The sequence below is a fragment of the Pseudocitrobacter sp. RIT415 genome, assembly GCF_003057695.2.
In the GTDB taxonomy this organism is placed as follows: Bacteria; Pseudomonadota; Gammaproteobacteria; order Enterobacterales; family Enterobacteriaceae; genus Pseudocitrobacter; species Pseudocitrobacter faecalis.
Genome location: NZ_QBJC02000004.1, coordinates 224,796 through 247,017 on the forward strand (window position 1 = coordinate 224,796; position 22,222 = coordinate 247,017).

Genomic DNA, 22,222 nt, shown 5'->3' on the forward strand with positions numbered 1-22,222 from the left:
CGTGTTCTCCTCAAGCCAAAAGACGGGGTCACGAAAGAAGATTGCAATTCTCTTGCCAGAACGGATATTCCTCAGCATAACGGCTGATTTTTAAGAATTAACTTAAGAAAGAGGAATGAGTTGGAGAGAGGGAACTGCATAGCACTGGCGCAATAACCCGCAAATGCTGTGCAAAATTTATACGAAAATGTGAAGGCCGTCACGCAGAAAGCACATGATGATTTTCGCTGATAAAAATCAAAATTTAACGATAAAAAATTTTTACCCCTCGCTTTTGCGGCGATCGACGAAAACGCCCGAGTGACAGGGGATAGGGGCTCCAGACACTTATCCACTATTCCTGTGGATAACCTTGTGTATTAGAGTTAGAAAACCTTCGGCAGACGAGAGAATACGCGGCTTGCCAGTAAATTGATGCGAAACGCGGCTTTTCAATCTTCTCTTTTATTATCAGTAAGATGAATAAAAGCAATGGCCCGGTTGAAAGCGTGGCTCACTGACATAAAAGTTTCATGACACATATTGACAAATGTTAAAACAGAAAAAGTTCTGGGGATAACCTCGGCAGGGAGTTTTTTTATCCTGCCAGAGCGCAAATTTCAGCCGCTAAACGTGGGTTCAGGACGGCGTAACAGCAATACCATAATGTGTTACTGTTTTTATATCCAGTGTTTTTTGTTGGCAAATTTTGCGCTGAGGAGTAAAATTAATCACCTGCCCGATCAACCCGCCACCAGGTAGCCTTGTTAATGAGTAAACCGTTCAAATTGCATTCGGCCTTTCAACCCTCTGGCGACCAGCCTGATGCCATCGCGCGCCTGAAAGAGGGGCTGGAAGATGGTCTCGCACATCAAACGCTGTTGGGGGTAACCGGCTCGGGGAAAACGTTCACCGTGGCTAACGTTATTGCCGATCTCCAGCGCCCAACGATGGTGCTGGCGCCAAACAAAACGCTGGCGGCGCAGCTTTATGGCGAGATGAAAGAGTTTTTCCCTGAAAACGCCGTTGAGTTTTTCGTCTCCTACTACGATTACTACCAGCCGGAAGCCTACGTTCCCAGTTCAGACACCTTCATCGAGAAAGATGCGTCGGTGAACGAACACATTGAACAGATGCGTTTGTCGGCCACCAAAGCTTTGCTTGAACGTCGTGATGTCATTGTGGTGGCTTCCGTATCGGCTATTTACGGGTTGGGCGATCCGGATCTCTACCTGAAAATGATGCTGCACCTGACGGTCGGCATGATTATCGACCAGCGCGCTATTCTGCGGCGGCTGGCCGAGCTTCAATACGCGCGCAACGACCAGGCCTTCCAGCGTGGTACCTTCCGCGTACGCGGCGAGGTTATCGATATTTTCCCGGCGGAATCAGAAGACCTGGCGCTGCGCGTTGAACTGTTTGATGAAGAAGTCGAGCGCCTGTCGCTGTTTGACCCACTGACGGGCCACGTAGAGGGCACCATTCAACGTTTTACGGTCTATCCCAAAACGCACTACGTCACCCCGCGTGAGCGCATCGTACAGGCGATGGAAGAGATCAAAGACGAACTGGTGGATCGCCGTAAAGTGTTATTGGAAAACAACAAACTGCTTGAAGAGCAGCGGCTCAGCCAGCGCACGCAGTTTGACCTCGAAATGATGAATGAACTGGGCTACTGCTCGGGCATTGAAAACTACTCGCGTTATCTCTCGGGACGCGGGCCGGGTGAACCGCCGCCGACGCTGTTTGACTACCTTCCGGCGGACGGCCTTCTGGTCATTGATGAATCCCACGTGACCATTCCGCAAATTGGCGGCATGTATCGCGGCGACCGGGCGCGTAAAGAGACGCTGGTAGAGTATGGTTTTCGTCTGCCGTCAGCACTCGATAACCGCCCGCTGAAGTTTGAAGAGTTTGAAGCCCTCGCGCCGCAAACGATTTACGTGTCTGCGACACCGGGGAACTATGAGCTGGAGAAATCCGGCGGCGACGTTATCGATCAGGTGGTGCGTCCTACTGGCCTATTGGATCCCGTGATTGAAGTGCGTCCGGTGGCGACGCAGGTCGATGACCTGCTATCGGAAATTCGCCTGCGCACGGCGATTAACGAGCGCGTGCTGGTCACGACGTTGACCAAGCGGATGGCGGAAGATCTCACCGAATATCTTGAAGAACACGGTGAACGTGTGCGCTACCTGCACTCAGATATCGACACCGTCGAGCGTATGGAAATTATTCGTGATTTGCGGCTTGGCGAGTTCGATGTGCTGGTGGGCATCAACCTGTTGCGAGAAGGTCTCGATATGCCAGAGGTGTCGCTGGTGGCGATTCTGGATGCCGATAAAGAGGGCTTCCTGCGTTCCGAACGCTCGCTTATCCAGACCATTGGGCGCGCCGCGCGTAACATCAACGGTAAAGCCATTCTGTATGGCGATAAAATCACACCATCGATGGCGAAGGCTATCGGTGAAACAGAACGTCGTCGTGAGAAGCAGCAGCGTTACAACGACGAGCACGGTATTGTTCCGCAGGGTCTGAACAAGAAAGTGGTCGATATTCTGGCGCTGGGTGAGGGGCTGGCGAAAACCAAAACCAAAGGTCGTGGCAAGTCTCGCGGCAGTGCGCAAATTGTTGAAGCGGATCAGGTGCTGACGCCGAAAGCATTACAGCAGCAAATTCAGTCTCTGGAGGCGCAAATGTTGCAGCACGCGCAGAATCTGGAATTTGAAGAAGCCGCCGAGATCCGCGATAAACTTCATCAGCTACGTGAATTGTTTATCGCTGCGTCATAACCTCAAAAACTGAGGCTGGCATCACATGGAGCAATGCCAGCCTTAATGTTTGCTTAATATGCAACATGGATAATTTCCTCATCAATAAGAGGAGAGTTCCATGTCAAATCTAAACGTTCAGCAATCTCTAACTGTGTTACTTTCCGGCCTGATTGTCGTTGGTTTTCTCTGCCACTGGGTTCTGACTTTTTAACTTCGGTTTCAGGTTCGCGGGTGTGAAGGCAATCCACGCCCGCGTGCCGCTTCTCTCTTCGCGATTTTGCAAATAAAATGCTGCTTCGTGCAGTTGTGCAATACGCGTGACAATACTTAACCCCAGCCCAATTCCGCCATAGCGGCTGTCCATGCGTACAAACGCCTGGCTTAGTTCGCCCACTTTCGATTCATCAATGCCTGGACCTTCATCTTCGACAACTAACATTGGCGTCGGTGATGCGGCAGCCGACAGGGTAATGGTTGAATGGGTGGGGCTGTAGCGATACGCGTTTTCGACGAGGTTACGCACCATCACCTTTATCAATGTGGCGTCGCCTGCAACCACAGTGGGGGGGACGTTTTCGGTTATTACCAGCGTCTGTTCGCGTCCTTTCAGCATCGATTCAAGCTCATCCTTCAGCGGCAAAATGACATCCGCCATTAACTCAACGCGCTGATAGCTCCCGGCAGAAAATGACTGGCCGACGCGCGCAAGTTGCAGTAACTGCGTGACGCTGTTAGTCATTTGATCCAGACGTTGAATCAGTGGCCCAATGTTTATGGCATGTGCTTTTTCGATGAGTTCAAGATGCAGGCGTAACCCAGCCAGCGGAGTGCGCAGTTCATGGGCCACATCAGCGGTGAACAATCGTTCGCGATCGAGTGTTTGCGTCAGTCGCGCCACCAGTTGGTTGATGGCGGATGTTACCGCATCCACCTCCAGAACGTTTTTTTCCAGATGGATAGGTTGTAAATTATCCGGAGTACGCGCATCGAGCTCTTTTTGCAGGTCAGACAGCGGGCGGGTAATGCGTTTTACCGCTTTCAAACAGACAAACAGCGCCAGGCCAATAATCACCAGGCTCGGTACCAGCAAGCTGGCAACCGCTTCGCGAACTTCATGCTGAATATGTTTGGCGTTGTTGTGGCCTTTCAGGATGCTGGCAACCTCCAGGTCAATCTGCTCCTTGCTTTCATGCCAGAGCCAGAAAACGCTGATAACCTGAAAAACCAGCAGAATGATACCGACGGTCAGTAAAAGCTGATGGCGCATCGGCCATTTTCGGATTGCGAAAAGAGGCATACGTTAATCTGTCACCTCGCTGTTTTCCAAAAGATAACCGAAACCCCTGACCGTGCGAATTCGTGACTTGCCGACTTTATCGCGCAGATTGTGAATATGGACTTCCAGCGTATTGGTCGATGGCTCGTTATCCCAGTTATAAATATCGTTGTAGAGAATTTCGCGATGTACCGGGCTACCGGCTTTCTGCATCAGGCGCGAGAGCAGGGCAAACTCTTTTGGGGTCAGTTCCAGCAGTTGTTCGTCCAGCCAGACCTGACGGCGCGTGGTGTTAAGACGTATGTTCGCCACCGTGATTTCGTTTTCGCCCTGATTATAATGACGACGTAACAGGGCGCGAATGCGGGCGTTGAGCTCTTCAAGCGCAAAGGGTTTCACCAGATAATCGTCCGCGCCGGTATCGAGGCCGCTGATACGATCGTCGAGGGTATCGCGAGCGGTAAGAATCAATACCGGCAGGCTGCATTTTTGCTGGCGAATACGCGAGAGGAAATGCAGCCCGTCTTCGTCTGGCAGGCCTAAATCCAGCACAATCAAACTGTAGAGCCCGGATTGCAGGCTAAGCTCCGCCTGACGTGCGGTGGTTACGCCATCACAGGCGTAACCTTCACTTTGCATCGCCAGAATTAAACCCTGTAATAACAGCGCGTCATCTTCCACGACTAAAATTTTCATTTCGTTATCCTCTGCACGTCTTAAGTATGTCATCAGCCGCGCGATATTCAGTGGTCTCTACGCCCAGTATACCCAACATCGTAGAGAAGAGATTGTCCTGAGAATATTCATTTTGTGTCGATTCTTTTTTCAGACAGTCGTAATTCACGCCATAACGTTTCTGATAATCATCTGACAGCCACACCAGCATTGGCACATGTTTTTGCGTATCCGGCGCAATGGAATAGGGCAGTCCGTGCAGGTAAATGCCATTTTCACCCAGTGATTCCCCGTGATCTGAGAGATAAACCAGGCTGGTGGTGAATTTATCCTGTTTAGATTGCAATAATTTAATCGCTTTATCGACGATATAATCCACGTACAGCACGGTGTTATCGTACGTGTTAACCAGTTGTTCCTGAGTGCAGGACTGAATTTCATTGGTATCGCAGGTTGGCGTGAATTTACGAAATTCCTTTGGATAACGGTTGTAATAGGTTGGGCCATGGCTGCCAATAGTGTGTAACACAATTAGCCCATCACCGTTTAATTTATCAATATCGTTAGCAAGATCGTGGAATAGCACTTCATCATAACATTCACCGTCAATACACTGACCAGGTAAGTTTAGTGCGTTCATATTCTGATGCGGTACACGATCGCATGCGCCTTTGCATCCGCCATCATTCTCATTCCACTGTACCTGAATACCTGCGCGTTGCGCGATATCCAACAGGCCTTCCTGATGATGAGCCAGTTGCTCGTTATAATGGGCCCGCGGCATATTAGAAAACATGCACGGAACTGAAACGGCGGTGGCGGTACCGCAGGACGTGGTTCTGGGAAAATAGACGACGTTATCCTGCGCGAGTCGTGGATTGGTTTCGCGTGAATAGCCGCCGAGGGAGAAATCGTCTGCGCGTGAAGTTTCGCCGACAATCAAAATGGTCAGGTTCTTACGCGGCCCGTTTTGCATCGACGTTTTTTGTTTTGCGTCTTCGCCGATGCGTACCAGCGGTAGGTTATCCATTTTATTGTGGGTATACCAGGAGTTGATCGCGGTGATGCTGTTAGAAGGATTAAGTGACTTCACCAGCTCCTTATTGTTGCGGAACAGTGAGGCGTAGTCTTTATAAAAGAGAGCCGCTACCATCACAATAAGTACTACAGAAACCAGCACCGACGCGCCTCGCAGCCCGGCCTCGCGCCATTTTCGTGTTGCCGGTTTTATTTTTATCCACCACGCAAGCGCGACGAAAAGTGCAGCGGTAAAAAGCAGCGTAAGAATCATCTTGCCCGACATCAGAGCATAACTTTCCGCCGGAGTGGTATCGAGAATATTGGTAATCATCGACCGGTCGATAATCACGCCGAAGGTCAATATAAAATATTGCGCCGATGCGCTGAGTAAAATAAACAGCGTCGCCAGTACTTTTTCCAGCCGCAGGAAGGAGGCCAGCGCCAGACAAATCACCATCACCGAAAAGGCGACCAGTGGCATGGTAAAGAACACCAGCGCGTTATGGACGCTATTTACGGGGAGTAGGGTCCAGGCCTGGCGATAAAACGCAACGTTCAGTGCCAGCGCAATATAAAGCGCAAAAAGCAGAATATAAGTTAAGCGGCTAACGGCGGGGCGATAGCGTAAATAGCGCAACATAGCGATCTTCCTGGATAAATGATGCTCGCTATGGTGCCGGGTATTTTTTAAGACAACCTTAAGATTTTAAGGAACGCTAGCCTAACGCCTGAAGCGCCTTTTCCAGAGCGTCGTGCAATAGCTGACGATCGTGACGATAGCGGATATCGCTGGCTTCCAGCGGCTCCTGAATGACGACACGACTGCCAATGCCAGTGGTATCGACTTTCGGCCCAACGACTACCGCATCAATCACCGGTTTCCCAACATAATGCTCAAGAATGTCGAGTTTTTTCGCAAGGGTCAGGCTGGCTGCCGCCGGGCTGAGCTCGCGGCCTAAATTACCGATATAGACCATTGGCGCAGGCGTACGGCGCAGCGCCTGAGCCACATCGCTCAACAATAAGGCGGGCAGCAGGCTGGTATAAAAACTGCCGGGGCCGATTAAGATAAGATCCGCTTCGCCAATCGCCTGCACCGCTTCACGCGTCGCACTAACCGAAGGTGTAAGCATCAGTTGCTGCGGTGGCAACGGCAGTTGATCGATATTCACTTCCCCGTAGACTTCATGACCCTCCTGATCAATCGCCATCAGATCGACAGGTTGTTCCGACATGGGAATTAACGACGCTTCAACTTTAAGCAGATTTCTTATTAAATTGATCGCCTCTAAAGGCCGAACGCTCAGGTGGTCCAGCGCCTTTAACATTAAATTTCCGAGGTTATGACCGGAAAGTTCGCCATTGCCGCCAAAACGGTACTCAAACATGGCGGACGCTACGCTGGGTTCGGTGATCAACTGGTTAATGCAGTTACGCATGTCGCCCCAGGCGATGCCGCCTTCAGAGCGACGAATACGGCCGGTCGAGCCACCATTATCAGTGGTAGTAACGATACCGGTTAAACGAGAGCCGAGAGAGGAGAGTGAAGACATCACCCGCCCTAATCCATGTCCACCCCCAAGGGCGACGACGCGATCGAGATCGGCCAGAGTGCGATTGCGCATACAACTTCCTTATGTTGGAACATCTGCTTACATTAGCGTAACTACTCCCAAAAGACGATGCCGCACGCCGGGCAAAATGACGTATATCAATGCAAAAGCCTGATTTATGCGTATTCTGTAGGGAAAGTGCACGATCATGTCGCTATGTACCACTTTATATAGCGAAAGCGAAAATGGCGAAGTTGTCCATCTCGCGCTACTATCGGCATAATCCCTTTCAGCAACATTGCTGAAAAACACTCTAGCCTCTGTGCCTAAGTCGAAAGATAAGGCGTTTTGGCCGTGATGCTCCAGGCTTTACTGAACATCACCAGGGCGAAGGAAGAAATGACCTCGCCTCCCGTATTTGGAAAGGTGTCTATGGCTTCACAACTTACTGATGCGTTCGCGCGCAGGTTCTTTTATCTGCGTCTGTCGATAACCGATGTGTGCAACTTCCGTTGTACCTACTGTCTGCCCAACGGCTACAAGCCGGGCGAAGTCACTAACAATGGCTTTTTGTCGCTGGATGAAGTGCGGCGGGTTACCCGTGCGTTCTCCGCGCTGGGTACCGAAAAAGTGCGTCTCACCGGCGGCGAGCCGAGCCTGCGTCGCGACTTTGTCGACATCATCGCAGCAGTAAGAGAAAACGCGGCCATCAAACAGATTGCCGTGACCACCAATGGTTACCGTATGGCGCGCGATGTTGCCGCCTGGCGCGAAGCGGGCCTGACGGCGCTGAACGTCAGCGTCGACAGCCTTGATGCGCGTCAGTTTCACGCGATTACCGGTCAGGACAAATTCCGCCAGGTGATGGACGGTATCGACGCCGCCTTCACTGCCGGCTTTGAAAAGGTGAAGGTCAACACCGTGCTGATGCGCGATGTAAACCATCACCAGCTCGACACCTTTCTGGCGTGGATCAAACCGCGCCGCATTCAACTCCGATTTATCGAACTGATGGAAACCGGCGACGGCGGCGACCTGTTCCGTAAACACCATATCTCCGGGATGGTGCTGCGTGACCAACTGCTCAAACGCGGCTGGATACATCAGATCCGACAGCGCAGCGACGGCCCGGCGCAGGTCTTTTGTCATCCCGACTATGAAGGGGAAATCGGCTTAATCATGCCGTATGAAAAAGACTTTTGCGCTACCTGTAACCGTCTGCGCGTCTCTTCCGTGGGCAAACTGCATTTATGCCTTTTCGGCGAGGGCGGCGTAGACCTTCGTGACCTGTTAGTGGCCGACGCCCAGCAGCAGGAACTTGAGGCGCGCATCGCAGAAGCGTTAACCCATAAGAAGCAGACCCACTTCCTGCACCAGGGCAACACCGGGATCACCCAGAACCTGTCCTGGATTGGTGGCTAATTCGTTTTCAAGGAGTGTTAAATGAGTCAGGCGAGCACTGAATTTTTCCCCACCCGTATCGCTATTCTTACTATTTCCAGCCGTCGTGGTGAAGAGGATGACACCTCTGGCCATTATCTGCGTGATTCCGCGCAGGAGGCGGGCCACACAGTCGTCGACAAAGCGATGGTTAAAGAGAACCGCTACGCGATTCGCGCGAAAGTTTCTGAATGGATTGCGCGCGATGACGTGCAGGTGGTGCTTATTACCGGTGGCACCGGCCTGACCGACGGCGACCAGGCACCGGAAGCACTGCTTCCACTGTTCGATCGTGAAATCGAAGGCTTCGGCGAAGTATTTCGCATGCTCTCTTTTGAAGAGATTGGCACCGCCACGCTGCAATCCCGCGCCATTGCCGGGATGGCCAACCGGACGCTGATTTTCGCCATGCCGGGTTCGACCAAAGCGTGCCGCACCGCGTGGGAAAATATTATTGCGGCGCAACTCGATTCCCGCACCCGTCCGTGTAACTTCTACCCTCATCTGAAGAAATAAACGATGTCGCAACTGACCCATATCAACGCGGCGGGCGAAGCCCATATGGTGGATGTGTCTGCCAAGGCCGAAACCGTACGCGAAGCCCGCGCTGAAGCGTTCGTCACCATGCTGCCGGAAACCTTATCGATGATCATCGACGGTAGCCATCACAAAGGCGATGTGTTCGCCACCGCCCGTATTGCAGGGATTCAGGCTGCCAAGCGCACCTGGGATCTTATCCCGCTTTGTCATCCGCTGATGCTCAGCAAAGTGGAAGTGAATCTTCAGGCCGAGCCGGAGCAAAACCGTGTGCGTATTGAAACGCTCTGCCGTCTGACCGGTAAAACCGGCGTAGAGATGGAGGCGTTAACGGCCGCATCGGTGGCCGCGCTGACGATTTACGATATGTGCAAAGCGGTACAAAAAGATATGGTCATTGGCCCGGTGCGCCTGCTGGCGAAAAGCGGCGGCAAATCGGGTGATTTCAGGGTGGATAGCGATGATTAAGGTTCTGTTTTTTGCTCAGGTTCGCGAATTGGTCGGCACGGACGCGTTGCAGCTTCCGGCGGAGTTTGCCACGGTTGAGGACATCCGTCAGCATCTGGCGGCACAGGAAGGTCGCTGGGCGCTGGCGCTGGAAGAGGGGAAACTCTTGGCGGCGGTCAATCAGACGCTGGTCAGTTTTGAGACAATCGTTGCTGATGGCGATGAAGTGGCATTTTTCCCGCCGGTAACCGGAGGTTGATGATGAGCGAAACGCGTATTCGCGTCGGCCACGAAACGTTTAATGTGGGCGATGAGTATGTCTGGCTTGCCGAACGTGATGAAGATGGCGCGGTGGTGACGTTTACCGGCAAGGTGCGTAATCACAACCTTGGCGACAGCGTGAAAGCGCTGACGCTGGAGCATTATCCCGGCATGACCGAAAAAGCGCTGGCGGAGATCGTTGAAGAAGCGCGCGGCCGCTGGCCGCTGGGGCGTGTCACGGTCATTCACCGCATCGGCGAACTCTGGCCGGGCGATGAGATAGTCTTTGTGGGGGTTACCAGCGCGCACCGCAGCAGCGGTTTTGAAGCCACCGAGTTCATCATGGACTATTTGAAAACGCGTGCGCCGTTCTGGAAGCGCGAAGCCACGCCGGAAGGCGACCGCTGGGTGGAAGCTCGCGACAGCGACAAGCAAGCGGCAGGGCGCTGGCATAACGACACCTGACCCTTAGGCCGGATAAGGCGTAGCCGCATCCGGCGGTTTCACCCACACCCTGTAGGAGGGTATACCTATACGTTTACTCTCCGTCGATGCACACCAGCAATATTTGCGATATCCTTGAGGTATTCCTTATATCATCAGGAGCTTCTCATGGATCGATTCCCTCGTTCTGATTCAATCGTACAGTCCCGTTCCGGGCTGCAAACGTATATGGCACAAGTGTATGGCTGGATGACCTGCGGATTGCTGCTGACGGCGTTTATCGCCTGGTATGCGGCGAACACTCCTGCGGTGATGATGTTTGTCTTCTCCAGCAAAATCACTTTCTTTGGCCTGATCATCGCGCAACTGGCGCTGGTTTTTGTGCTTTCAGGGATGGTGCAACGCTTGAGCGCGGGCGTCGCCACCACGCTGTTTATGCTCTATTCGGCGCTTACCGGGTTGACGCTTTCCAGTATTTTCATCGTTTACACCTACTCCTCCATCGCCAGTACCTTTGTGGTGAGCGGCGGGATGTTCGGCATCATGAGCCTCTATGGCTACACCACCAAACGCGATCTCAGCGGCCTGGGAAATATGCTCTTTATGGCGCTGATTGGTATCATTCTGGCCTCGCTGGTTAACTTCTGGCTGAAAAGCACCGCGCTGATGTGGGCGGTGACTTATATTGGCGTTGTGGTATTTGTTGGCCTGACTGCGTATGACACGCAAAAACTAAAAAATATCGGTGAACAAATCGATGTGCGTGATACATCCAGCCTGCGTAAAACCGCCATTCTTGGCGCGTTAACGCTGTATCTCGATTTCATCAACCTGTTCCTGATGCTACTGCGGATATTTGGCAACCGCCGTTAACGGTTAATCACCGAAAAATCCCGGACGAGTGCCGGGATTTTTGCTAATAACTTTTGCCTGCGTTTTCATTCCTCTCCCGAATCCTTTTCGCCTGACTCTCAAGCCCCAGATAACACACCAGCGCCAGCATCAGCGGAATAAAGTAATACAGCACACGCCACACCAGTAGCGCCGCGATAATGGTGCCGGAAGAGACTTCTTCGCTGGCCAGCAGCGCGACAAATACCGCTTCCAGCACCCCGATACCTGCCGGAATATGCACAATCACCGCCACTACGCTGCTCACCAGCAGTACGCCGAGCACAAAGAAATAATCAACGGCCTGGCCCATTAGCAGCCAGATGGTTGCCCCCATTGCCATCCAGTTCAGACTGGAAATGGCCATCTGGGCGAGGGCGAATTTCCAGGTGGGAAGCACCAGCTTTTGCCCTTTGATGGAATAGTGGCGCTTTTTGGCAAACGCGCAAAATCCCAGATAAATCAGTACCGTTGCCAATAGCACCGCGCCGAGCAGTCGAAGAGTCGTGTCGTTAATGTACCAGTGTGGGGGCAGGTCGATGGCGCCACCGGTAAACATCACGCCCGCCAGTAATAAATACCCCAGCCAATTGGTCGAAATACTCAGGGAAAAGATGCGGGTGATGGTGCCGGGCTTCAGGCCAAGCCGCGAGTAGAGGCGGTAGCGCATGCCAATACCGCCGACCCAGGTGCTGAGCGTCAGGTTGAAGGCATAGCAGATAAACGACACCAGCATAACCTGGCGTTTAGCCAGCTTATGCCCGCACCAGACGCGCGCCAGCAGGTCGTAGCAGCCATACAGCAGATAATTGAATATCACCAGGCCTACCGCGCCCAGAAGCGCCAGACGGTTATAATCGCGGATGACGTTCCACACTTCGTGCCAGTCAATTTTGCGCGCGTAAAGCACCAGCAGTACCGCGACGGCAATCAGAAATAGCCAGGTCAGGGCACGTTTAGTCCACTTCCACTGTTTTTTACTCATCCATTTCATTGCCGGGCTCCCGAGTTCTCCGGTTCGACGCGATCCTGCGTTTCCATCGTGGGCTGTGCAGGGGGAGGCACTTCCGCCAGTTTTGGCGTATGTGCGGGTAGCCAACCGGCCATTGCCGGGAAATGGCGCAGGAAGTGGAACACCACTACGCCAATGCCGAGGTTTATCCAGCTGCGCTTAGGCACCATACTTTCGTCCACGCGCTGTGAATCGCGGCTAATTAAGGTATTGAGATTGTCACGCAGCGTTTGGTTAAACTGACGGTCATGAATCATCAGATTGGCTTCAAGATTCAGCGACAAACTTAACGGATCGAGATTGCTGGAACCTACCGTCGCCCAATGATCGTCCATCAACGCCACTTTGCCGTGCAACGGCCGGCGTTGGTATTCGTAGATATGCACGCCGCTGTTGACCAGGTATCGATAGAGCAGCACCGCGCCCACTTTGACGATGGCCATATCCGGATTGCCCTGAACCACCAGTTTCACCCGCACGCCACGGCGCGCGGCACGGCGCATGGCGTGCAGCAGGCGATAGCCAGGGAAGAAGTAGGCATTGGCAATGATCACTTCGCGTTTGGCGGTCGCCAGCATCCGCAGATAGTGACGTTCGATATCGGTACGGTGCTCGCCATTGTCGCGCCACACCAGCAGTGCCTGCGCTTCACCGGGTTTGCGGTTCTCTTCTGCGCGATGATGACGGCGCCACCAGCGGCGTACCGGGGCATTTTCGGGCAGGTTTTCCAGTTCAAACTGAACGATGTCATCGACTACCGGGCCTTCCACACGTACCGCGTAATCTTGTTTGGCTTCAGGCCCGTAGTCCGACATATGTTCGGCGGAGTAGTTTATGCCGCCAATAAAGGCGATACGCGCATCCACCACAACGATTTTGCGGTGCATACGGCGAAAGAGGTTGGTGCGCATTCCAAAAAGACGCGGGCCGGGATCGTAATAGCGGAAAATGACGCCAGCTTCGGTCAGAGCGTTAACAAACTCGTCGCTCAAATCGGGGGAACCATAGCCGTCCAGCAGCGCTTCTATCTGCACTCCGCGTTTCGCGGCACGCAGCAGCACGGCATGTAACTGCTTACCCACGTCGTCCTCAAACCAGATAAAGGTTTCGAGGATCACTTTACTCTGTGCCTGATCAATGGCTTTAAAGACAGCGGGATAGTACTGATCGCCATTCTCCAGCAGGGTAATCTGGTTGCCTTCTCGCCAGGCGCATTTCATAGATGGATCTCCGCGCTAAGGGGCGCATGGTCTGAAAGGTGTCGCCAGCCACGTAAAGCAAGTTTGGTCGGTTTACTGGCATTTGCATTTTTCACGTAGATACGATCCAGTCGCAATAGCGGCAAACTCACCGGAAAGGTGCGCGCTGGTCTACCCCTGGCGCGGGTAAAAATCTCTTCCAGCCCGGCCTTCGCCTTTAATGGATGGTTAGCTTTCTGTCGCCAGTCATTGAAATCGCCGGCCACCAGAACCGGTTCGCCCTGCGGCAGCGCATTGACAAAATCGGCCAGCATCACAATCTGCGCCTGACGCTGCTTTTCGCCGAGCCCAAGGTGTACGCAAATCACGTGAATCGGCGTATTAAGATGCGGGGGCGTAATTCGACAATAGAGCAGCCCACGTTTTTCGCTATTACCGATGGAAACATCGTGATTTTCAAAATGTTCAATAGGATAGCGTGAGAGCACCGCGTTACCGTGATGCCCTTCCGGATAAACCGCATTTCGCCCGTAAGCATAATCGCTCCACATCGTGTCAGCGAGAAATTCGTAGTGACTGGTATCGGGCCAGTTTTCGACGTGCAGCGGATGCACTTCATGCGCGCCCAGCACTTCCTGCAGGCAAACAATATCCGCGCCGACGGTGCGAACGGCGTCGCGAAGCTCTGGCAAAATAAAACGTCGGTTAAAAGCCGTAAAGCCCTTATGGGTGTTAATTGTCAGTATTTTTACCGAAAAAGGCGTGCTGTTCGCGGTCATTTGGCTCCCGTTATCTTTTTCTTCCTGATTAAATAGTGTAGTCGGCGTCACAAAAAGATGCGGTGATACGGAATTTTCCGTAAAGTGGCGTACTCTGAATAGGCAAATAAAATCCTTCAGGAGAAGAAGCCATGAAGTGGCAACAACGCGTTCGTGTCGCAACAGGGTTAAGTTGCTGGCAGATTATGTTGCATTTGCTGGTGGTGGCGGTGCTGGTTATGGGCTGGATGGGCGGTGCATTAGTCCGCGTCGGCCTGGGCCTGTGTGTGCTCTACAGCGTAACGGTGATACTGATGCTGGCATTCCAGCGCCACCGTGAACAGCGCTGGCGTGATGTGGGCGATGTACTCGAAGAACTCACCACCACCTGGTATTTTGGTGCGGCAATTATCGCCTTATGGCTGCTGTCGCGAGTGTTACACAATAACTTCCTGCTGGCCCTTGCGGGGCTGGCGATCCTCGCCGGGCCAGCGTTGGTCTCTTTGTTAGTCAAAGAGAAAAAACGCAACTCAGGCGATCTTCCGGCGAAACATCGCGTACGCCACTGAGCCTGTCGTGGCCGCTATCACCAGTAGCGGCCACAAACTTCCCCACACAATCGTTAAGCTCGCATCCTTCAGATAAATTTGCTTGGTGATATCCGTAAAGTGACGAATCGGGTTAATCCACGTCAGATTCTGCAACCATACCGGCATGTTCTCCACGGGCGACACGTATCCCGACAGCAGAATCGCCGGCATCATAAAGACGAACACACCGATAAACGCCTGCTGCTGCGTTTCGCACAGGGATGAAATCAGCAGACCAAACCCTACCAGCGATAACCCGTAGATAATCATGGTGAAGTAGAACAGCGCCAGCGAGCCGGCGAAGGGAATCTGATACGCCCAAATGCCGATACCCAGCACGATGGTGGCCTGGAAGGTCGCGACAATCAGCGCCGGAACGGCTTTGCCGATAAAGATCTGCCAGGTCGCCAGCGGTGAAACCAGAAGCTGATCCAGCGTGCCTTGTTCACGTTCGCGGGCGACGGAGAGCGACGTTACGATCATCACGCCAATGGTGGTGATCATGGCGATCAGCGACGGTACGACAAACCATTTATAGTCCAGGTTCGGGTTATACCAGTTACGCACCACCAGCTCGCTGTTGTTGGGTTTCGCCTGGCCGTCGGTTAACTCCTGCTGATAATCTTTGACGATCTGCTGCAGGTAGTTGGCCGCGATTTGCGCGCTGTTCGAGTTTCGCCCGTCAAGAATCAACTGCATAGGTGCCTGCTGGAAGGTATCCAGATTACGCGAAAAATCCGCCGGGAAACGCACCAGCAGCAACGCTTTCTGGGTGTCGATAGTGGGTTGGATCTCCTGCGGGCTTTTTAGCAGCAGAACATGAGTGAACGCTTTGGCGCGGGCGAAGCGTTGCGTTAACTCAACCGCGTGTTTGCCGTTATCTTCGTTATAGATAGCGATGGTGGCGTTGGTCACCTCAAGCGTCGCGGCAAAAGGGAAAAGAATCACCTGAATCAGCACCGGCAGAATCAAAATGGCGCGAGTCTGCGGCTCGCGCAGCAGCGATTGCAGCTCTTTGCGGATTAATGTCCATAAACGATAAAACATAGTTTATTCCTCAGCGCATCCGGCAAAAATCAATCCAGTCGACGTTTCGTTTTGAGCCACGTCAGGCCGATAAACATCACCGCCGAGGCAATCAGAAACAGGGTATTAATCACCAGCACCACCGGGATATTGCCCGCCAGGAACAGACTTTGCAGCGTGCTCACGAAGTAACGGGCCGGGATGATATAGGTCACGATACGAATCGCCGCAGGCATACTGTCTATCTGAAAAATAAACCCGGACAGCATAATCGACGGCAGAAACGCGGCATTCAGCGCTACCTGTGCGGCGTTAAACTGGTTACGGGTGATGGTTGAAATCAACAGCCCCATCCCCAGCGTGCTAAGTAAAAACAGGCTGGTGATGAAAAACAGCACCAGCAGTGAGCCGCGATAGGGCACACCAAGGATAAACACCGACACCAGCATACAAAGCAGCATTGCCAGCATGCCAAGGAAGTAGTAGGGGATCAGCTTACACAACAGCAGTTCGACGCGGGTCACTTCGGTTGACAGCAGCGCTTCCATCGTGCCGCGCTCCCATTCGCGCGCCACCACCAGCGACGTGAGGATCGCCCCAATCACCGTCATGATGATGGTCACTGCGCCGGGAATGATAAAGTGCTGGCTGATGGCGGCCGGGTTAAACCAATAGCGCGTTTGAACATCAATGAGCGGTGTGAATTCCTGCCCTTTGTCTTCCGCACGTTGTGCCTGCCATAGCTGCCAGATACCTTGCGTATAGCCCTGCACAAAGTTGGCGGTGTTCGGCTCGCTGCCATCGGTGATCACCTGAATTGGCGCGGTTTCATTGTCGCGTGCCATCTGGCTGTCGAAATTCACCGGGATGACCACTAACCCGCGAATACGCCCGGCCTGCATCATCTCAACCAGTTGCTGGCGGTTATCGCTGATGGTGGCATCGATATAGGGCGAGCCGGTCATGGCGTGGGTAAAATCAAGCGCCTCTTCACTTTGCTGTTCCAGCAAAATGCCCACCCGCAGTTTGCTGGAGTCGAGGTTGATACCGTAGCCAAAGATAAACAGCAGCAGCAGGGGGATCACCACTGCAATCAGCCAGCTACTGGGGTCGCGGATAATCTGCCGCGTCTCTTTCACGCACAGCGCGCGTACGCGGCGCCAGGAAAGGGGGCTAGTGCGCATCGGCGTGCTCCTTATCCCAGTTGTGGATCAAGGTGATAAAAGCCTGCTCCATGGTGGGGTCGGTGTGTTCCTCGTCAGCGGCCTGCGCTTTCAGGTCATCCGGCGTGCCGCTGGCAATCAGTTTACCGCGATAGACCAGGCCGATCCGGTCGCAATACTCGGCTTCATCCATAAAGTGGGTGGTGACCATCACGGTCACACCTTTCTCCACCATGCTGTTGATATGCAGCCAGAATTCGCGTCGGGTGATGGGGTCAACGCCGGAGGTGGGTTCATCGAGGAACAGAATATCCGGCTCGTGCATTAGCGAGCAGGCGAGCGCCAGACGCTGCTTAAAGCCGAGCGGCAGCGAATCCGTGGCGTGGCTGGCGATGCTTTTCAGGCCGAAGGCCTCGCTCATGCGGGCGATTTTGTCATTCTGCGCTCGCCCGCGCAGGCCATAGACGCCAGAGAAAAAGCGCAGGTTCTGTTCCACGGTCAGGTTGCCGTAGAGCGAGAATTTTTGCGCCATATAACCTAAATGCTGGCGCGCTTTTCCTGAACTCACTTTCAGATCCATATTCAGCACCAGCGCTTTGCCGGATGTCGGCACCAGCAGGCCGCACATCATTTTAAAGGTGGTCGATTTCCCGGCACCGTTAGGGCCGAGCAGGCCAAAAATTTCCCCGCGTTTAACGGCGAAATCCACGTGGTCGGTGGCGGCGAAATCCCCGAATTTTTTGGTGAGCTGTTTGGCCTCAATCACCGTTTCGTCCGGCGAGCCTTCAACCGTATGCAGAATAGCCCCCAGCGGTGATTCAGAGGTTCCCGCCCCGCCCAGCAGGTCAATAAAGGCGTCTTCAAAGCGCGGCGTGGTTTCGTTAATCTCAATTTCGGGCATGTCCGGCGCGTGGCGAATATCGTCGGCGGTGGCCTCTTTTTTGACGATGACACGCACAGAACGCCCCTGAATCATCCCGTCGCTGACCTGCGGTAATTTCAGCGTGCGTTGTAACAGGCGGCGGTTGTTTTCAGCAGGACTACTCATCAGGAAACTGCGCCCGGCCATGGTTTTGGTGAGCGCCGTCGGTTCGCCCTGATAGAGCAATTCGCCTTCGTTCATCAGCAGCACGTCGCGACACTGCTCGGCTTCGTCGAGGTAGGAGGTGCTCCACAAAATCAGCATCCCGTCGCCCGCCAGTTCATGCACCATCTGCCACAGTTCGCGGCGTGAGATGGGGTCTACGCCCACGCCCGGTTCATCGAGCAGCAATACTTTCGGTTCGCCCACCAGCGTACAGGCAAGCCCCAGTTTTTGTTTCATCCCGCCGGAAAGTTTCCCTGCCAGTCGCCCGGTAAATGGGCCCAGCGCGGTGAACTCCAGCAGACGCGCAAAGGTTTTTTGTCGCGCGTCGCCGGTGACGCTGCGCAGGTCGGCATAAAGATTGAGGTTCTCCATCACCGTTAAATCTTCGTACAGGCCAAATTTCTGCGGCATGTAGCCCAGCATGCTGTGTAGCTCGCTGTCGTTTTCAATAGGATCGAGCCCCAGAACAGAAGCCGTTCCTTCGTCGGGTTTCAGCAAGCCCGCCAGCATGCGCATCAGGGTGGTTTTCCCCGCGCCGTCCGGCCCCACCAGCCCAGTAACATAACCAGAGTGAATGGTACAGTTCAGCGGCGCGACGGCGGGTTTATCCATCCCGGCAAAGCGCTTCACCAGCCCGTCGAGCTGAATGATCTCTTCACTCATGGCGCGACTCATCGTTGAACTTCAGGGTGACAGGCATCCCCTGACGCAGGGTATCGTCGGCATCAGTGACGATAATACGCAGGCGGTAAACCAGATCGGTACGCAGATCCGGCGTTTCGACAGTTTTCGGCGTAAATTCTGCGGTGGGGGACACGAAGCCGATTTTGCCGTGGTAAGGCTTATCCGGACGACCATCGGTATAGAGCAATATTTCTCGTCCCGGTTGCGCCTGATTCAGATTCTTTTCGTCAACATAAGCGCGAACCCACACCGGGCGCGTCAGGGAAAGGGTGAGGGCGGTGCTGCCCGCATTAAGCATGCTGCCAGGTTCTACCGCGCGAGTAAGCAACGTGCCGTCCGACGGAGCCACCAGCGTGGTGTCGTGCAAATCGAGCGTCGATTGCGCCAGCTGCGCCTGCGCCTGTTCAAGATTGGCTTTCGCCTGGGCAATTTCCTGCGGACGATTCCCGGCGCGGTACTGGCTCAGTTTATCCTGTGCCGATTTCAGCGTTGCCAGCGCCTGGTCACGCGATGAGCGCGCATTTTCCAGATCGTTGGCGGAAATAGTACGGCTTTTCCATAACCCCTGCTGACGTGCGTAAAAGTTCTGCGCGTAGTCATAAGCGGCCTGCGCCTGTTTAACCGCGGCGGCGGCCTGGGCAATCTCTTCTGCCCGGTAACCCGCCATCATCAGGTCATACTGCGCCTGGGCGGTAGAGACGTTGGCTTTCGCCTGCATCAGCGCGTTTTCATAGGGTGCTTTATCGAGCTGTCCCAGCGTTTGCCCGGCTTTAATCGTATCGCCTTCATCCACGGTTAATGACTGTAGACGGCCCCCGACGCGGAAGCTCATATTCACCGTGCGAATATCTACGTTACCGTAGAGTGTCAGCCCATTGTCCTGGCGGCTCTGATACCACCAGGTTCCGCCAATGGCGGCAACAATCAGCACCAGTACCAGTGCAATAATGACCGGCTTTTTCATTGTTTCAGGCTCCTTTGCGTTAGTCCCTGCAAAATGAAATCGATGTGGCAGCTCACCACCTGGAAAATCTGTTCCGCTTTGTCGTCGTCAAATCGCGCCCAACCGGCACGCAATAAAATGGTTTCGCGCCCAAGCCGGAAGGCGAGGATTTCACCGAGCAGAGCGTGCGTGTGCAGAATGGTTTGCGTGTCGTGCGGATCGCGCCCGGTGTAGGCGGCAATCAGATGTGTTAGATGCGTATGCATCGGCGCAATCACCCGGTCGTGGATATGTTGGTAGGCGGCGGTGGGCGAAAACTGTTCGCGTGAAATAAACTTACTGAGGTTGACCGTATCGTCCTGGGTCAGCAGTAAGATCATGTTCTTGCAGGCACGCAAAATCAGTTCATGAATGGCGGCTTTATCAGGCTCTGGTTGGGCGAAAAGCGCCTCGGCAGCCTGAACGTGTGGGCGAAAGTTCTCACCGATAAAATCAGCAATCCACTGGGCGCAGGCGAGGTATAAGTCGTCCTTTGAGCCGAAATAGTAGGTTATCGCCGCAATGTTTTGCCCGGCCTGCGCGGCGATGTCGCGGGTGGTGGCATGCAGGCCATACTCGCCAAACTGCGCGAGGGCGGCAGCGATGAGTTGGCTTTTGGCCTGTTCGCCTTTGGTGGTGATGGGAGTCGTATTCATCGCGTCACATAAAATTAATCAATCGATTGATTAACACTATGACCGTTTTTTGAGCTTGTCCAGTCGTATACGCAATAAACGGCGAAAACACAGAATTTTCACCGCCTCGCAGGCCGCCTGACTGGAGAGATATTTTATGCGCCAGGTCACAAAATCTGCTACACTCCGGCCCTTCATGACATTGTGGTTTTTGTCATTATCTGGTTTTTTATCCCCTCGAAAACTACACCGCATGCGGTCGGGGTGGGTGTGGAGTAAATATGTCTTTCGATTCATTAGGGCTTAGCCCTGAAATTTTGCGTGCCGTTGCAGAGCAGGGCTATCGCGAACCCACCCCCATTCAGCAGCAGGCGATTCCTGCGGTGTTACAGGGCCGTGACCTGATGGCCAGTGCCCAGACCGGTACTGGTAAAACGGCTGGCTTTACGCTGCCGCTGTTACAACATCTGATCACTACCCAGCCACATGCGAAAGGGCGTCGCCCGGTACGCGCGCTGATCCTCACGCCAACCCGTGAACTCGCCGCGCAAATTGGCGAAAACGTGCGCGACTACAGCCAGTACCTGAACATTCGTTCGCTGGTGGTGTTTGGCGGCGTGAGCATCAATCCGCAGATGATGAAACTGCGCGGTGGTGTCGATGTCCTGGTGGCCACGCCGGGCCGTTTGCTCGACCTGGAACATCAAAACGCGGTAAAACTGGATAACATCGAAATTCTGGTGCTGGATGAAGCAGACCGTATGCTCGACATGGGCTTCATTCACGATATTCGCCGCGTGCTGGCAAAACTGCCTGCAAAACGCCAGAACCTGCTGTTCTCTGCGACCTTCTCTGACGACATTAAAGCACTGGCAGAAAAGCTGCTGCATAACCCGCTGGAAATCGAAGTCGCGCGCCGTAATACCGCCTCCGAGCAGGTGACTCAGCACGTTCACTTTGTGGATAAGAAACGTAAACGGGAACTGCTGTCCCAGATGATCGGTCAGGGCGACTGGCGTCAGGTGCTGGTGTTCACCCGTACCAAACACGGGGCAAACCACCTGGCAGAACAGTTGAATAAAGATGGCATCCGCAGTGCGGCTATTCACGGTAACAAATCGCAGGGTGCGCGTACGCGTGCGCTGGCTGATTTTAAATCCGGCGATATCCGCGTGCTGGTGGCGACCGATATCGCGGCCCGTGGCCTGGATATCGAAGAACTGCCGCACGTGGTGAACTATGAACTGCCAAACGTACCGGAAGATTACGTTCACCGTATTGGCCGTACCGGCCGTGCGGCGGCAACCGGGGAAGCGTTGTCGCTGGTGTGTGTTGATGAACACAAACTGCTGCGCGATATCGAAAAACTGCTGAAAAAAGAGATCCCACGTATTGCGCTGCCGGGCTATGAGCCAGATCCATCCATTAAAGCAGAACCGATTCAGAATGGTCGCCAGCAGCGCGGCGGTAACGGCGGTGGACGTGGGCAAGGTGGTCGTCCGCAAGGGCAGGGCCAAAGCCAGGGCCGCGGTCAGCAACAGCCGCGCCGTAGCGAAGGTGGCGCGTCGAAGTCTGACGCTAAACCGAAACAATCTCGCCGCATTGGCGATGCCAAACCCGCAGGCGAACAACAGCGTCGCCGCCGTCCGCGTAAACCGTCTGCAGCCCAATAACGGTTTATGTGTTGTAGGGCAGATAAGCAAAGCGCATCTGCCATCTCTGAAGCCTGGCCGCAAGCCAGGCTTTATTTTTTGCCGACCGCGCAGGAAAGTGCCACAATAGTGGCTGT

General features: G+C 53.9%; 21 protein-coding genes and 1 riboswitch. Of the genes, 9 read left to right on the forward strand and 12 right to left on the reverse strand.

Features of this window, described 5'->3' with window-relative positions:
* Window positions 1-749 precede the first annotated feature (749 nt).
* Window positions 750-2,771, forward strand: a complete 2,022-nt coding sequence (uvrB, locus tag DBY68_RS06625) for an excinuclease ABC subunit UvrB (RefSeq protein WP_108473835.1) — start codon at window positions 750-752, stop codon at window positions 2,769-2,771.
* Window positions 2,772-2,907: 136 nt separating this feature from the next.
* Here uvrB and pmrB read toward each other — a convergent pair whose 3' ends face one another.
* The 4 genes from pmrB to yvcK form a co-directional block, all read right to left on the reverse strand.
* Complete coding sequence (pmrB, locus tag DBY68_RS06630; protein WP_108473834.1) at window positions 2,908-4,050, reverse strand: two-component system sensor histidine kinase PmrB; 1,143 nt, start codon at window positions 4,048-4,050, stop codon at window positions 2,908-2,910.
* A gap of 3 nt (window positions 4,051-4,053) precedes the next feature.
* Window positions 4,054-4,725, reverse strand: a complete 672-nt coding sequence (gene pmrA / locus DBY68_RS06635; RefSeq protein WP_108473833.1) for a two-component system response regulator PmrA — start codon at window positions 4,723-4,725, stop codon at window positions 4,054-4,056.
* Window positions 4,726-4,729: 4 nt separating this feature from the next.
* The gene (gene eptA, locus DBY68_RS06640; RefSeq protein ID WP_108473832.1) at window positions 4,730-6,364 is read right to left on the reverse strand and encodes a phosphoethanolamine transferase EptA; all 1,635 of its coding nucleotides are present in this window, start codon (window positions 6,362-6,364) and stop codon (window positions 4,730-4,732) included.
* 76 nt (window positions 6,365-6,440) lie between these two features.
* On the reverse strand, window positions 6,441-7,349 hold the full coding sequence (gene yvcK, locus DBY68_RS06645; RefSeq protein ID WP_108473831.1) for a uridine diphosphate-N-acetylglucosamine-binding protein YvcK: 909 nt from the start codon (window positions 7,347-7,349) through the stop codon (window positions 6,441-6,443).
* A 225-nt stretch (window positions 7,350-7,574) separates the two neighbouring features.
* Window positions 7,575-7,722: riboswitch (molybdenum cofactor riboswitch) on the forward strand.
* On the opposite strand from yvcK, the gene moaA reads away from it, so the two are divergent.
* The 6 genes from moaA to DBY68_RS06675 all read left to right on the forward strand — a co-directional run bounded on the left by moaA (window position 7,710) and on the right by DBY68_RS06675 (window position 11,279).
* A complete protein-coding gene (gene moaA, locus DBY68_RS06650; RefSeq protein WP_108473830.1) occupies window positions 7,710-8,699 on the forward strand; it encodes a GTP 3',8-cyclase MoaA in 990 nt (329 codons plus the stop codon). (Overlaps the previous riboswitch by 13 nt.)
* Before the next feature lie 21 nt (window positions 8,700-8,720).
* The gene (gene moaB / locus DBY68_RS06655) at window positions 8,721-9,233 is read left to right on the forward strand and encodes a molybdenum cofactor biosynthesis protein B (RefSeq protein ID WP_108473829.1); all 513 of its coding nucleotides are present in this window, start codon (window positions 8,721-8,723) and stop codon (window positions 9,231-9,233) included.
* A gap of 3 nt (window positions 9,234-9,236) precedes the next feature.
* Window positions 9,237-9,722 (forward strand): cyclic pyranopterin monophosphate synthase MoaC, encoded by a 486-nt coding sequence (moaC, locus tag DBY68_RS06660; protein ID WP_108473828.1) that lies wholly within the window; start codon window positions 9,237-9,239, stop codon window positions 9,720-9,722.
* The gene (gene moaD / locus DBY68_RS06665; RefSeq protein ID WP_108473827.1) at window positions 9,715-9,960 is read left to right on the forward strand and encodes a molybdopterin synthase sulfur carrier subunit; all 246 of its coding nucleotides are present in this window, start codon (window positions 9,715-9,717) and stop codon (window positions 9,958-9,960) included. Before moaC ends, moaD begins: the two co-directional genes overlap by 8 nt.
* A gap of 2 nt (window positions 9,961-9,962) precedes the next feature.
* Window positions 9,963-10,427 (forward strand): molybdopterin synthase catalytic subunit MoaE, encoded by a 465-nt coding sequence (moaE, locus tag DBY68_RS06670; protein ID WP_108473826.1) that lies wholly within the window; start codon window positions 9,963-9,965, stop codon window positions 10,425-10,427.
* Window positions 10,428-10,574: 147 nt separating this feature from the next.
* Complete coding sequence (locus DBY68_RS06675) at window positions 10,575-11,279, forward strand: Bax inhibitor-1/YccA family protein (protein ID WP_108473825.1); 705 nt, start codon at window positions 10,575-10,577, stop codon at window positions 11,277-11,279.
* A gap of 43 nt (window positions 11,280-11,322) precedes the next feature.
* Here DBY68_RS06675 and DBY68_RS06680 read toward each other — a convergent pair whose 3' ends face one another.
* The 3 genes from DBY68_RS06680 to DBY68_RS06690 are packed head-to-tail and all read right to left on the reverse strand — an operon-like array spanning window position 11,323 to window position 14,287.
* Complete coding sequence (locus tag DBY68_RS06680; RefSeq protein ID WP_108474097.1) at window positions 11,323-12,282, reverse strand: YbhN family protein; 960 nt, start codon at window positions 12,280-12,282, stop codon at window positions 11,323-11,325.
* 5 nt (window positions 12,283-12,287) lie between these two features.
* Window positions 12,288-13,529, reverse strand: a complete 1,242-nt coding sequence (gene clsB, locus DBY68_RS06685; protein WP_108473824.1) for a cardiolipin synthase ClsB — start codon at window positions 13,527-13,529, stop codon at window positions 12,288-12,290.
* Complete coding sequence (locus DBY68_RS06690) at window positions 13,526-14,287, reverse strand: endonuclease/exonuclease/phosphatase family protein (RefSeq protein ID WP_108473823.1); 762 nt, start codon at window positions 14,285-14,287, stop codon at window positions 13,526-13,528. The genes clsB and DBY68_RS06690 overlap by 4 nt, the downstream gene beginning before the upstream one ends.
* A gap of 131 nt (window positions 14,288-14,418) precedes the next feature.
* Here DBY68_RS06690 and DBY68_RS06695 point away from each other — a divergent pair, with 131 nt between their 5' ends.
* Entirely contained in the window at window positions 14,419-14,835 is a 417-nt protein-coding gene (locus DBY68_RS06695; RefSeq protein WP_108473822.1) for a YbhQ family protein, read from the forward strand.
* On the opposite strand, the gene DBY68_RS06700 is transcribed toward DBY68_RS06695, so the two are convergent.
* The 5 genes from DBY68_RS06700 to cecR are packed head-to-tail and all read right to left on the reverse strand — an operon-like array spanning window position 14,797 to window position 20,454.
* On the reverse strand, window positions 14,797-15,903 hold the full coding sequence (locus DBY68_RS06700) for an ABC transporter permease (protein ID WP_015965244.1): 1,107 nt from the start codon (window positions 15,901-15,903) through the stop codon (window positions 14,797-14,799). The two genes, DBY68_RS06695 and DBY68_RS06700, sit on opposite strands and share 39 nt — an antisense overlap.
* A 29-nt stretch (window positions 15,904-15,932) precedes the next feature.
* The gene (locus DBY68_RS06705; RefSeq protein ID WP_108473821.1) at window positions 15,933-17,066 is read right to left on the reverse strand and encodes an ABC transporter permease; all 1,134 of its coding nucleotides are present in this window, start codon (window positions 17,064-17,066) and stop codon (window positions 15,933-15,935) included.
* Window positions 17,056-18,795 carry an ATP-binding cassette domain-containing protein gene (locus DBY68_RS06710; RefSeq protein WP_108474096.1) on the reverse strand — a complete coding sequence of 580 codons (1,740 nt, stop codon included), beginning with the start codon at window positions 18,793-18,795 and terminating at the stop codon, window positions 17,056-17,058. Before DBY68_RS06710 ends, DBY68_RS06705 begins: the two co-directional genes overlap by 11 nt.
* On the reverse strand, window positions 18,788-19,780 hold the full coding sequence (hlyD, locus tag DBY68_RS06715; protein WP_108473820.1) for a secretion protein HlyD: 993 nt from the start codon (window positions 19,778-19,780) through the stop codon (window positions 18,788-18,790). The genes DBY68_RS06710 and hlyD overlap by 8 nt, the downstream gene beginning before the upstream one ends.
* Window positions 19,777-20,454: a transcriptional regulator CecR gene (gene cecR, locus DBY68_RS06720; RefSeq protein ID WP_108473819.1), complete on the reverse strand. Its 678-nt coding sequence runs from the start codon at window positions 20,452-20,454 to the stop codon at window positions 19,777-19,779. The genes hlyD and cecR overlap by 4 nt, the downstream gene beginning before the upstream one ends.
* A gap of 260 nt (window positions 20,455-20,714) precedes the next feature.
* On the opposite strand from cecR, the gene rhlE reads away from it, so the two are divergent.
* A complete protein-coding gene (gene rhlE, locus DBY68_RS06725; RefSeq protein ID WP_108473818.1) occupies window positions 20,715-22,106 on the forward strand; it encodes an ATP-dependent RNA helicase RhlE in 1,392 nt (463 codons plus the stop codon).
* Window positions 22,107-22,222: the final 116 nt, after the last annotated feature.